General features: G+C 39.5%; 10 protein-coding genes. 1 reads left to right on the plus strand and 9 read right to left on the minus strand.

Going from position 1 to position 13,363, the window contains the following annotated elements; genetic code table 11:
- Positions 1-41: 41 nt before the first annotated feature.
- The 7 genes from MK405_RS04965 to MK405_RS04995 form a co-directional block, all read right to left on the minus strand.
- Positions 42-554, minus strand: a complete 513-nt coding sequence (locus MK405_RS04965; RefSeq protein WP_268704468.1) for a restriction endonuclease subunit S — start codon at positions 552-554, stop codon at positions 42-44.
- Positions 555-658: 104 nt separating this feature from the next.
- Positions 659-1,927 carry a restriction endonuclease subunit S gene (locus MK405_RS04970; RefSeq protein ID WP_268704469.1) on the minus strand — a complete coding sequence of 423 codons (1,269 nt, stop codon included), beginning with the start codon at positions 1,925-1,927 and terminating at the stop codon, positions 659-661.
- Positions 1,927-2,931, minus strand: coding sequence for a virulence RhuM family protein (locus MK405_RS04975; protein ID WP_268704470.1), 1,005 nt, complete (start codon positions 2,929-2,931; stop codon positions 1,927-1,929). The genes MK405_RS04970 and MK405_RS04975 overlap by 1 nt, the downstream gene beginning before the upstream one ends.
- A complete protein-coding gene (locus MK405_RS04980; protein WP_268704471.1) occupies positions 2,921-4,492 on the minus strand; it encodes a type I restriction-modification system subunit M in 1,572 nt (523 codons plus the stop codon). The genes MK405_RS04975 and MK405_RS04980 overlap by 11 nt, the downstream gene beginning before the upstream one ends.
- A 151-nt stretch (positions 4,493-4,643) precedes the next feature.
- The gene (locus tag MK405_RS04985; RefSeq protein WP_268704472.1) at positions 4,644-5,783 is read right to left on the minus strand and encodes an AbiH family protein; all 1,140 of its coding nucleotides are present in this window, start codon (positions 5,781-5,783) and stop codon (positions 4,644-4,646) included.
- Positions 5,784-5,882: 99 nt separating this feature from the next.
- Positions 5,883-6,644, minus strand: coding sequence for a DUF6261 family protein (locus MK405_RS04990; RefSeq protein ID WP_268704473.1), 762 nt, complete (start codon positions 6,642-6,644; stop codon positions 5,883-5,885).
- A gap of 302 nt (positions 6,645-6,946) precedes the next feature.
- The gene (locus MK405_RS04995) at positions 6,947-9,580 is read right to left on the minus strand and encodes a DEAD/DEAH box helicase family protein (RefSeq protein ID WP_268704474.1); all 2,634 of its coding nucleotides are present in this window, start codon (positions 9,578-9,580) and stop codon (positions 6,947-6,949) included.
- Between the two features lie 135 nt (positions 9,581-9,715).
- Here MK405_RS04995 and MK405_RS05000 point away from each other — a divergent pair, with 135 nt between their 5' ends.
- Positions 9,716-10,333, plus strand: coding sequence for a TVP38/TMEM64 family protein (locus MK405_RS05000; protein ID WP_000076172.1), 618 nt, complete (start codon positions 9,716-9,718; stop codon positions 10,331-10,333).
- Between the two features lie 45 nt (positions 10,334-10,378).
- Here MK405_RS05000 and scrK read toward each other — a convergent pair whose 3' ends face one another.
- Both scrK and MK405_RS05010 read right to left on the minus strand, forming a co-directional pair.
- Positions 10,379-11,266, minus strand: coding sequence for a fructokinase ScrK (gene scrK / locus MK405_RS05005; protein ID WP_195594559.1), 888 nt, complete (start codon positions 11,264-11,266; stop codon positions 10,379-10,381).
- 148 nt (positions 11,267-11,414) lie between these two features.
- Positions 11,415-13,352 (minus strand): sucrose-specific PTS transporter subunit IIBC, encoded by a 1,938-nt coding sequence (locus MK405_RS05010; RefSeq protein ID WP_268704475.1) that lies wholly within the window; start codon positions 13,350-13,352, stop codon positions 11,415-11,417.
- Positions 13,353-13,363: the final 11 nt, after the last annotated feature.

Genomic DNA, 13,363 nt, shown 5'->3' on the forward strand with positions numbered 1-13,363 from the left:
ATTGTATTAATTGAGATTCTTTCTCAAAATGATTCAAGAATTTATCTAGTGAAGTTTAATAATTGTTCTCTCCAGTATTCATACTGTTTTTGTCTTAGTTCGATTTCTTTTGGAAGACCTTCAGAAAGAGAGTTGGTTAGGGTGTTAAAATTGTCAAGAATGGAGACGATTCTTTTTTGTTCTGTAATGGATGGCAATATAAACTTATATTGCATAATAGCTTTCTTATCTCCTCGGGGCATCTTAGAACCTTTTGAATATTGCACATTATAATAAAAGAATCGATCATCTGACAAAATATAATATAAATATTTATTTTCCATACAAGGGGTAATAGAATTTTGAATTGTCAAGACATCTCCACTTGTCCCACCAACTTGATTAGAAAACCAAATTTTTTTGAGATAAGGTCTGATATTACCAATCAATATATCACCCTGATTATAGGTTGTAACACTTCCTTGGTCAGGTAAAAATGTAGCAACTGCTTTCCCTTTTCTATCTTGCAACAAATTATCAACTCCAACATAAGTTTCAGGAGTTAAATCTGCCACACTAATCCTCTTTTGACTATATTCTGCAACTGCTCCCAACTTCACTCGAATTGGTCCAAATACCCACTGTAAAAGTTTGATAATAGCGGAGTTGTCCCACTCCTCTACTCTACTCTACTCTCAGAGTACTCGCCTTCGGCGACGAATGTCAAGAGTTTTTCTCTAAAATATTCATACTGTTTTTGACGAAGTTCAATCTCCTTAGGTAGTCCGATGTTGAGGTCATTACAAACCGTGTCAAAGTTGTCTAGAACTTGAACAATTCGAGATTGGATTTCAAGAGAAGGGACGGGAATTTTATACTTCTTTATCAAAGCATCAGAAATTGCTGGATAACTTGCTCCACTCTGATTTTCTTCCAAGTATTTATAAAAATCACTTGATGAAAATATATGATATACGTAGTTAGGTAAAACCTCACCATTTGTTCTAAAAACATAAAATCCTGTACTACAAATCTGGTCATTGTAGGCATCTGTAATTTTAGTAAAACGTTTCAAAGTTGGCCTTGTCGTCCCTAAGATAATATCATTTGATTTGACAATCTTTTGAGCTCTACTTGGAGCAGTTGATTTAGTTATTGATGTAGTCTCAGTAATCTTATTAGAAACTCTATCTACTGACGATAAATCTATATATTTAAATTTTTCATCATCTCCAACTTTATTCCAAGAAATATTACTTGTTCTTTCAGAAACTGCATCAAGTGTCTTCCACTCAACTTGATAAACCTCATCTTCAAATGACAAGAGTTTATCTCTATAAAAAGAATATTGCTTTTTACGTGAGGTCAATTCTGAGGTCAATTCTGAGGTCAATTCTGTAACATACTCCGTCATTTTGTCAAGTATTTGCACGATTTTTTCTTGAATTTCTCTAGAAAGTAATGGAATTTTTATTTTCTTAAAAGCAACTTTTGAAATATTATATCTGGTTACACCGCTTGCAGTTTTCTCAATCTGTTTTCTTAATCTGATGCTCCTGAATAAATATTTAGTGAATTCTGGCAAAAGTTCAATATCCTCATTAAATCGGATTCCAAAACTAAAACTATTTAAATAAATCTGCTCATCAGGAACAAAAGTAACTGTAGAAGACATACCAACTTCTTCTTTGCTCTCAGAAGAACCTGTTATTAACACATCTCCGTATTCTATAAAATTTTGCCTCTCATTTTTGTCTACCTGAACAGTTTCCAATAGATTAAATTCAACTTGTATATTATTAAAAATATTTTTATAAGTTACATACTTAGCATTTCCATTTTCAAAATCAGATTTTGTTTTCCCAGTTAAACCACTATAAAATTGACTAATTTCCCCCAACTCTTTCCACTCAACGGGACAGGTCTGGATTTCTTCTAGGATATTCATCACTTACCTCCTTCCTTGGCTAGATTTTCAATGCTTTTAATTTCCTTGAGGTAATCTTTTTCAACTTGACTGAGTGTCTTGGCTTGGTAGCTCTTATATTCCTTATCTACCTTCTGCTTCATGTGTTCACGAGAGATAGAGCCACTGTTATCTAGCAAATCTTCGCCAGTAGCCTGAAGGATACGATCTACGTGTGTCACCCAGTCTGCCATGGTCATGACTTCTTCACGTTCTGCCTGTCTTTCCGCAAAGTCTAGATATCCTGATACAAGCTGATTGAGTCCACGGAGTTCCTTTTCTGTCAGATAGTTCTTGGCAACTTTTGCTTCAGATAGAGTAGGGAGGTCTCCCTTAAAAGTGGTCAAGCCCATAAACTCCTTTTCGCTATCAACACGATTGTAGATGAGTTCGCTCGCAGTATTGTGGTGAATGGCATAATGCATCTTATTTTGAACCGTCGCAAAAAATTTCTTTGCCTCTGGTGAGTTTGCATTGTAGTCACTAGATGTCGCGAAAAGATCTAAAACCTGACGATAAAAGACTTTTTCACTAGAGCGGATGTCTCGGATTCTCTCAAGGAGTTCTTTAAAGTAAGAACCTCCACCCAAGTTTTTCAAGCGCTCATCATCCATAGCAAAACCCTTAATCAGATACTCTTTCAAGACTGTCGAAGCATAGTGTCTAAACTGGACTCCACGAGGGGAGCGCACACGATAGCCAATCGCCAAAATCATATCCAGATTGTAGTAGGCGACTTTTTTTGACTGAGTTTTACCAGCTATTGCACCGTGACGAGTGGTTGTCAACTGATAGTTGACAACCACTGTTTCATCCAATTCACCATCTTCAAAGATAGCCTTGATATGTTTACTAATGTTTTGCTTGGAAGTTTGAAAGAGCTCAGCTAGTTCTTGTTGGGTCAGCCAGACCGTTCCATTATCCAAGTGGAGTTCAATCGCAGACTTGCCGTCATCTGTTCTATAGAGAATCACATCATTTGCCATGGCTCAATTCCTCTACAATCTTATCTATCTCTGCACGCAAGTGGTCAATCTTTGTCACAGTCTCTGCGATTTCTTTATTGAGCTCATCAATATCAATCTTCTCACGTGTATCTTCTTGTTCGACATAGGTTGAGACAGATAGATTGTAATCTTGCTCTGAGCCAATCACCTCATTATCAACAAGAGCAGATTTATAGTCAACATTTTGATAATTAGAGAATAATTCAACTATATGCTCGATATTGCTATCCGTCAAGACGTTGTTATTGGTTTCTTTTTTGAATTCTTTACTCGCATCAATAAAGAGTGTTTTGTTTTCAAGTTTATTCTTCGCCAGAACTAAGATCGTAGTCGCAATAGAAGTTCCAAAGAAGAGATTGCCTGGAAGGGCAATGACTGCTTCAACAAAGTTATTATCTACCAGATACTGACGAATGGTCTTTTCAGCTCCTCCACGATAGAAAATTCCTGGGAAACAAACGATAGCTGCCCGACCTTTATTGGACAAATGATTGAGACTATGCATAATAAAAGCAAAATCAGCTTTTGACTTAGGCGCTAGCTTTCCTGCTGGCGCAAAACGGTCATCGTTTATCAAAGTTGGGTCTCCATCTCCTATCCATTTGACAGAATAAGGAGGATTAGATACGATGGCATCAAAAGGCTTTTCTTCCAAATGTTGAGGATTTAAAAGGGTGTCCCCTCGCTTAATGTCAAAGTTATTGTAATTGATATTATGCAAGAACATATTCATACGAGCCAAGTTATAGTTGGTCATGTTAATTTCTTGACCAAAGAAACCATCTTCTAGGATATGCTCTTCATATTGTTTTTTCATCTGGAGGAGGAGTGAACCCGAACCACATGTTGGGTCATAGACCTTGTTAATTTTGTCCTTACCAACCATGACTAGTCGAGCCAACAGTTTAGAGACTGTCTGTGGCGTGAAAAATTCACCCCCGCTTTTTCCTGCATTACTGGCATAGTTGGAAATCAAGAACTCATAAGCATCTCCAAAAGCATCAATGTCATTTTCCTCAAAATTGCCAAAGTTAATGCTATTGATACCGTTAAGGATATCAGATAGGCGTTTATTTTTTTCTGGAACAGTTCCACCAAGGATGTTGCTTCGGGTATCCAAGTTATCAAACAAACCTTTGATATCATCTTCTGATTTGAAGCCAATCGCTGACTTCTCAATATCTTGGAAAATATTGGCCAATTCTTCGTTTAAATTTTCATTTTGTGAGGCGTTCTTGACCACATTTTCAAATAATTGACTTGGAAGGATAAAGAACCCCTTATCCTCAACTGTCCCTGGTTTGAAATCTTGCTCAGCTTCTTGGTCACTTAAGTCAGCATAACGGAATTCTAAATCACCAGCCTCATGCTCAGCACGGTCAAAATAGTCTGCCATGTGCTCTGAAATAAAACGATAGAACAGAATTCCTAGGATATATTGTTTAAAATCCCAACCGTCTACAGCCCCACGCACATCGTCCGCAATCGCCCAAATTTTACGATGCAGCTCCTTACGTTCTGCATTTTCTTTACTTGCCATCTTTACTTTCCTTAATTAATGTATTATCTTTTCTATTTTATCATATTTCAAGAAAAACCACTCGAACTAGGGAGGACGAGTGGGGTATAAACTATTTTTAAAATATGATTTTATAATCTTATTCTATAAATTTAATTATTTTTTGATTTTATTAGGGTAGTAGAATATCTTTCATACCATCCTTATCATCACTCTGTATAAATACAACATTTCGTTTTCCTGTTAATTCTATCAGTTTTTCCTTCCCAAGGATGATTGCGAGATTCTTAATAATTGAACGTTTAGCTGATTCATCGTAATAAGTGAAAATAAACCGATATAGATACTCACCTTTCTCTGCTAATTCAAAACATTTTTGAAATATCTCTTTATCCAATGGGTCAACAGAGTGACCAAAAATAATTATATTTTTGGATATCAATATTAATACTTCCTCATCTGAATCCCTGTACCTTGGTTGGAAAAATTCTTCAAATTCATTTCCTGTCTCTTTAACGACCCTTTGGTAATACTTCTGATAAGGAATTAAATCACTGTTAACATCATTTTCTTTATCTTCTATTCCAAAGACCATAGTATTGATGCGACCAAAAGTTCTCTCTAAATCAATTCGGCCATGTATAAAATGAGTTAGCATATCAGAAGTTCCAAATAGATATCCTGAAGTATTGGTATAATTAAAATTTAAAACATAGGTATGTGATAAATAACGTATTGCATCCAAAGCTGTTGGTCTTGCTTCAATTCCTCGAATCTCAAAATCTATATAATCTAAATACGACAGATAGATTTCTAGTAGTTCAATTAGTAAATCAAGTTGATCAAGAAATAACTCATTAAGGTTCTCTATGAAAAGTTCTTTTTTATAATTATCCAATTCTTCATCTAGAATTTCATCTTCGAATACTTTTGCAACATAACGTTTTGCGGTGTAATTATTTGTATCTTCTAAAACATCATTAAAATAAGGGTAATAATCAGATCCAATACATTCAGATAATACTTTACTATTTTCTTTAAAAAACAGTATTGCATCTGCAAGTTGAGAAATCATGATTTCAAGGTTAGACCAATTTTCTCCAAGTTTATCCTTGTTATCATTAATAAATTTCAAATACAAATTATCTCTGTATTTCTCAATCCTTATATTTTTAACTTCTAGAAACTCTTGTAGTCTCTCATCAGGATTAGAAAATAATTGTTTTTCAAACTCAATAAAATCTATATATTTTGTTTTTCGACCCATTGCAATATCAAATCCATTGCCTAAAATTAAAATTGTGTTTGCCATGATTTTTTCTCCTCTACATTATAGCTAATTACCAAAATTATACCACGAATCCACCAAAAAAACGCCTTTAGATAATAATATATCTAAAGACGTTTATTTTTATCCAGCTACTTGTTCTGTTTCTTCTACTTTTACTTTTTTATCCTTCTTACTTGAACCAGTCAATCGGCGTTTGCTATCTCGGATTGTGTTTAGATCCTTGAGGAGTTTGGTCAGGTGCTCTTTTTCTGGATAGGCTTCTGCGCTGGCTGCGGTATAGCGCATAAAGAGGTCGTAGATGCTGGTTAGTTCGGTACGGACTTGTCTGGTCTTGCCGACTTCCTTAGCAGACTTATGCGCACGCGCCTGACTTTCCACCTTATCATATTCCTCCTGCGCACTAATCACCGCTTGTAGCATAGGTGTCAGTCCTAGACTGGTCACTGCCGTGTGATAAGGTTCTTCACTGAGGGTTTTGAGCAGACTCTTGATTTCTGCCGTTTCCACATCATTGCTATGCTTGGTGATGTCCTTGTACTTGGCAAAGACAGGTTTCAAGGTCTCATGGGCTTCTTTGAGTTTGGTCTCCTTGATCTTAGCAAATCCTCGATGAAGGGTAAAGAGACCAACTAGGGCACTGTCACGATTGCGGTCGACTTCGGTCAGGTTCGTCACCTCTTTCTTTTCTACGATAGCGAGTTGCCCTTGGAAGTCTGCTAGCTTGCTCTTGAAGGAGTCAAGGTGCTTACTATACATAGGCTCGTCCTTATGTGCCTTGGCAAAAACTTCTAGCAGTTGACCCGTGTCTACCATGAGACTTTCAAACTCACGATTGGTAAAGTTGGTATAGCTTAGTGGACGAATAGTGAATGTTTTTGTCATGATGATAACCTTTCTTTTTTTATTATTTCAAAAAGGAGTTTTCCCTTAAATTTATAAATCCATTCTAACAGTTACTTTAAAAGATTTGTCTCCCTTCCTCTGAACTGTCAATATTTCTATCTAAAATGTACTTCTCAGGGCAAATCTTTTATTTCCAAAACAAAAAATCCCTATCTGACTGGAAACGTATCCGTCTGTCAGATAGAGACTCTTACTATTTTTAGATTTTAACTTTTCTTGCTTTAGAATACATCTAAACTTTAGGGGATTCATATCTTCGAAACTTCGAATAGCTACCTACCCTACTCCAATCGGCTTTTAACCTTCTTCTTAGTCAAGGTACGGTCATTTTTATTGGAGAGAGCTTTGATACGAGCTTCGAGAAGGATTTTCCGCCCGGCCTCTGTTCGTGTATAGACGAGGTGATAACGTCCGATAGTTGGCCTCAGAAAGTCGAGGAATTTCTGTGCTTCTTCCTTGCGCTTGTCAAAAAGACTTGGCACGACATAGTAAGGTGACTGACCTTGTCGGACTTTCTCTGCCTTCAAGAGATAGCGCTGGTTATCCACTGGAGCAAAGAACTCTCCCACAGTCTGCGCAAACAGCTCCTTGTCCCTCATGCTTCCTCCCTTGAGATAGGCAAAAACCATATAGTTGTCCTTGTCCTCCTCTACCTGAACACGGGATTGATCGTCCATTAGATGCCCCGAATCTAGCAGAGCCTTTCGGATCTGCTCACCAAGGAATTGCATACGCCTATAGGGGCTTTTATAGAGGAGATAGCGTGATGTAGCAAAAACTAGAAAGAGGAGACAGGCTGCCGTAAGCCACCAAACTCTAATCAGTCTCAATCTAAACAACAAGAGCAATAAATCCACTGCTAGGAGCAACAAAGACATGCGAACCCATTTTAATGCATCAAACTGGAGCATGATTGGAATCTTCTGTTGTTGAGCAGCGACTTCAGTGACAATCTCAAATCGATCTGCCACTACGAGAGCATCTTGCCATTTTTTGCGCAAGCCTGCTCGATCCTTGGAGAGACTCTTAACTCGCTCATTATACTCGCTGATTTGCTTTTTCCTAAAGGGGGGCTTTGGAAAATCCAAACGATCCAAACCGGTCTCAATACTCTCCTGATTATAGGCCAAGCCAAGAAAATGCTCCATCCGTCGCGACAAGGTCTGCAGATCCTGATTGCTCTCTGGTCTAGGCTCCTCACCAGGAAGAGTGATAAGTGCTTGCGCTTGAACGGCTACCAGATGCCAGATGTTACTGGTCTTTTCTGGATGTCCCGGCCAGATACGAATGGCACGGCCACGCATCTGGTTACTTAGCATAAAGCTCCCCACAAAGCTTCCGAGGATTAGGGAATTAACACAAGGAGCATCCCAACCCTCTCCGAGGAGAGATTTGGTTCCGACTAGGACTTGAATCTGCCCTCGTTGAAAAAGCTCCGTCACTGCCGCTACGATTCCCTTAGCTGAGCTAGGAAAACCAACCTGCACATAATCTTTTGGATCCAAGTGACCAATAGATGAGAAACTAAGAGGAACCTGAGGCAAGAGTTCCTTCAACTCTGCTACCACATCGGTAGGCAAAATAACGACACTCCCTGACAAGACAGCCAAAGATACAGGTATCTCATGCTCCTGAGCTTTCCGATGAATGCTTTCAAAATAAGGAAGAACTCCCAACTGAGAAATGGTTGCCTGATTATCTCCCAGATAGGTGGCAAAATCCTTGCGAATATAATCCGCCAAGACGAGTTGTCGCAAATCTTGTCCCATACTCTTATACTCAGTCAGAAAAATATCTGCAATACCAGACAATTTCCCCAAAGACTGATTTAAAATCTTGTCCCTAGACTTGGACTTGACTAGAGAAACCTGTCGCTGTTCGATCAACCCCCGTGCTTTTAACTCCGATTCTAACTTTTTCCTATATCCATCTGGATCCTCATACCAATCTGGTGTCTGATAGAGTATGCTCTGCAACAGCGTCTCCAGCCAGTAGGAGGTCAATGCTGGAAGCTTCTGGGTTCCCAGTAAATTTTGCAAAGAGGGAGGAATCGTTAACCCCTGAGAATGCATATAAATCAACATAGCAGACAAATACTTGGGATCTTCTAAGAGCAAATCAGATGAAATATCCCCTTTGAGGACCTTAGACCCTGCTACAAATGTTTGAAAATCAGAATCGACTATAAGGTGATGAATATAGTCCCACTTAGTCTCCTCAAACCGTTTGAGACGTTCCGACTCTTCAGTTGTTGGTGAACACATATAGACAAAATCCTGATGAGGGCAAAGAGTGTCTTCCTTGACTAATTCGGGTACTGTTATTTCTTGGTCGATTTCCCCACACATACGGATATAGCGTTCCCAGAGTTCTGGCTCGCTGTCATATGGTGGTGTGGCTGTCAGGGAGATGACTTGCAGCTGTTCATACTGCTTGCGAAAGGCTTCCAGACTTTTCCACCATTCATTGCGCAGATGGTGGCATTCATCCAAGCAAAGAGTCGCCACTTTCTGAGTTCTTAGATTTGCAAGCAAATCAAACCCCACGAAATCCTCTGCTTCACCATCTTCTTGTGATTGCAGTTGGTTCATGGCACTATGAAAAGCCTGATAGGTCACAATTGTTAATGCCTTCATCTCCTTTAAGTTTTGGGAAACGAGGTCTGAAATCTTCTGTTCGTTCTCTAAAAAGGCTGTTTGAATCCTGTCCACCCATTGTTCACGAATGGTGACAGTTGGAACCAAGACAAGGGCTGGATTGCCAAAACGAGCGATTAGCTCGATACCAATGGTGGTCTTGCCGGACCCTGGTGCCGCCACTAGGTGAACATGCTCATCTGCTTGATAGTCTTGAAAACGATCCAAGACCTGTTTTTGGTATTGGCGCCAGCTTCCTTTAAAATTTAAATCTAACATTTCTTTCACCGTTATATCTCTTGACTTACTTCTTTAATTGTACCACACTTATATAAAAAGCAAGATAAGGAATCAAATTAGTCTTTATAAGAAAAATATGGTATAGTAGAATCATACTATCTATGAGGAGTTTACATGTCACAGGATAAGCAAATGAAAGCTGTTTCTCCCCTTCTACAGCAAGTCATCAATATCTCATCTATCGTCGGGGGAGTCGGCACCTTGATTTTCTGTATTTGGGCCTATCAGGCAGGAGTGTTACAGTCCAAGGAAACCCTATCAGCCTTTATCCAGCAAGCTGGAATTTGGGGGCCACCACTCTTTATCTTTTTACAGATTCTACAAACCGTTGTTCCGATCATTCCGGGAGCTTTGACCTCAGTGGCTGGGGTCTTTATTTACGGCCACATCATCGGAACCATCTATAACTATATCGGCATCGTGATTGGCTGTGCCATTATCTTTTACCTCGTGCGCCTCTACGGAGCCGCCTTTGTCCAGTCCGTCGTCAGCAAGCGCACCTATGACAAATACATCGGTTGGCTAGATAAGGGCAATCGCTTCGATCGTTTCTTTATCTTTATGATGATTTGGCCAGTTAGCCCAGCTGACTTTCTGTGTATGCTGGCTGCCCTCACCAAGATGACCTTCAAGCGCTATATGATTATTATCATTTTGACCAAGCCCTTTACCCTAGTGGTTTACACTTATGGTTTGACCTATATTATTGATTTCTTCTGGCAGATGTTTTGAGATAGAAAAATCCGTTTGGTTGCCCAAGCGGATTTTCTGTTTGTTTTATTTTGCGACACTCTTAGCAAGAACAAAGTTTCCAAGTGTAGCGGAACCATTTCCAGCAACTGCTGGTGTCACGATATAGTCACGCACGTCTGGTACTGGTAGGTAGCCGTTGAGGAGAGCTGTGAATTTCTCACGTACACGGTCCAGCATGTGTTGTTGGGCCATAACCCCACCACCAAAGACGATCACATCTGGACGGAACGTCACAGTAGCATTGACCGCAGCCTGAGCGATATAGTATGCTTGGACGTCCCAGACAGAGTTGTTGAGCTCAATATTTTCACCACGAACACCTGTACGGGCTTCGAGACTTGGACCAGCCGCAAAGCCTTCCAAACATCCCTTGTGGAATGGACAAACACCGTTGAATTCTTTTTCAATATCCATTGGGTGTTTGGCTACATAGTAGTGACCCATTTCAGGGTGACCTACACCACCGATAAACTCACCACGTTGGATGACACCTGCACCGATTCCTGTACCGATAGTGTAGTAGACCAAGTTTTCGATACGGCCCCCAGCATTGTTACGGGCAACCACTTCACCATAAGCAGAGCTGTTTACGTCTGTGGTGAAGTACATTGGCACGTTGAGGGCACGACGAAGGGCACCAAGCAAGTCCACATTTGCCCAGTGAGGTTTTGGAGTCGTTGTGATAAAGCCATAAGTTTTTGAGTTTTTATCAATATCAATCGGACCAAATGAACCAACTGCAAGACCAGCAAGGTTATCGAATTTTGAGAAGAACTCGATGGTTTTATCGATTGTTTCGATTGGAGTTGTTGTTGGAAATTGTGTTTTTTCTACAACGTTAAAGTTTTCATCACCGACAGCACAGACAAACTTTGTACCGCCTGCTTCTAAGCTTCCGTATAATTTTGTCATGATAAACCTCTTGTTTTTATTTTCTTTATTATAGCATACTTCAAAAAGTTACTTTTCTCTATATTTTAGTTTTTCCTCTGTAAATCTTACTATCTAATAAAAACGAACAAACATATCATTTGTTCGTTTTCACTTTAGAGAGGATTGATTAGATTTTCACTTCAATAACGGCATCACCCTTAACAACTGAACCGCTTGCGACTGGTGTCACAGAAGCGTAGTCTGCTGTGTTGGTTACGATAACCATTGTTGTGTCGTCAAGACCTGCGGCAGCGATTTTGTTTGAGTCAAAGGTTCCAAGAACGTCACCTGCTTTGACCTTGTCTCCTTGAGCAACTTTTGCTTCAAAACCTTCACCATTCATAGATACAGTATCGATACCAATGTGGATCAAGATTTCAGCTCCATTTGCTGTCTTCAAACCGTAAGCATGTCCTGTAGCAAAGGCGATCGATACTTCGGCATCAGCTGGTGCGTAAACCACGCCTTGGCTTGGTTTTACAGCAATTCCTTGTCCCATTGCACCACTTGAAAATACTGGGTCATTGACATTCTCAAGAGCAACTACGTCACCAACGATAGGAGTTTGGATTGTTTCATTTTGAAGAGTATCAAACTCTTCCACTACTGGTGCTTCTACTGTAGTTTCAGTAACTGTTTCTGCAGTTGCTGCTGCAGCCTCATCAGCAAAGACACCTGCCGCTTTTGTTTTACCATAGAAATAAGTTAAAGCAAAGGCTGCAACAAATGAAATCACTTCTGCAACTACATACATAGGGATTGAACCTGCTTTAATAGATAGGAATCCGATAAATCCAGCCGCTCCCAAAGAAACTGCAATGACATGAGTCAAACCTGCCACAAAGGCACCAACTGCTGAACCAGCAAGAGCACAGAAGAATGGGAATTTATATTTCAAGTTCACCCCAAATAGGGCAGGTTCAGTAATCCCAAGGAAAGCAGAGACAGCCGCAGAACTTGACAATCCTTTAGTTTTAGCATTTTTAGTCAAGAAGTAGATTGCGAGAGTGGCTGCACCTTGCGCCACGTTTGCCATTGAAGCAACAACAAAGATGTAGTCACCAAATCCAGTACCGTTATTATTGTATGCCGATAATAACTGAGTTTCAATAGCAGGGAATGATTGGTGAAGCCCCGTCATAACAATCAATGAGTATGTTCCACCAAAGAGCCCCATACCAAATGCACCTGTAGTATTGTATAGCCATACAATAACATTAGTAATCGCATCAGAAACCACCAACATCACAGGACCAATAACTGTAAAAGTTAGGAATCCTGTAATCATAACTGATAAAAGCGGAGTAAAGGTGAAGTCAACCGCAGAAGGCAATTTCTTGTGGAAGAATTTTTCTAAAGTTGCCAACAACCAGACAGCTACAAGGACTGGGATTACTTGATAAGCATAGTTTGTTTGTGTAACATGGTAACCTAAAATATCCCAAAAAGCTTCTTTACCACCCAAATCTGGTGTGGTCATAATCATACCGATAGCCGCACCAAGAAATTGGTTTGCCCCAAAGCGTTTAGCCGCTGAAATCCCTACTAAAACAGGTAAGAACATAAATGGAGCAGCAGACATCAATTGAATCATCGCTGAAATCCCTTTGATAGCAGGGTACATATCTTCAATCGATTGAGGTCCAAATAAGTCTGGTGATGTCAAGAAGTTACGTAATGCCATCAAAAGACCACCCGCAACCAATGCAGGAATGATTGGAACGAAGATATCTGACAAAAGCTTAATCAAATCCATCAATGGATTAAATTTTTTGTCTCTATTCACAATCTCTTTTAAATCATCTGTGGAAGCTTCTTTCAAACCTGTTTTTTTGATGATTTCTGCATATACAAAGTTAACGTCTCCGGGACCAATAATAATTTGGTATTGTCCGTTTGTGCTAAATGTACCTTTAACATCAGCATTGTTATCTAAAGCTGCTTGGTTCACTTTCGTTTCATCTTTTAACACCAGACGAAGGCGAGTCGCACAATGTGCTGCAGCTACAAGATTCTCTTTGCCGACAGCCTCAATGACCTCGGCAGCAACTTTACTATAATCCATAGCAAAAATCT

This window comes from Streptococcus oralis, assembly GCF_026782345.1.
Taxonomy (GTDB): Bacteria; Bacillota; Bacilli; order Lactobacillales; family Streptococcaceae; genus Streptococcus; species Streptococcus oralis_CK.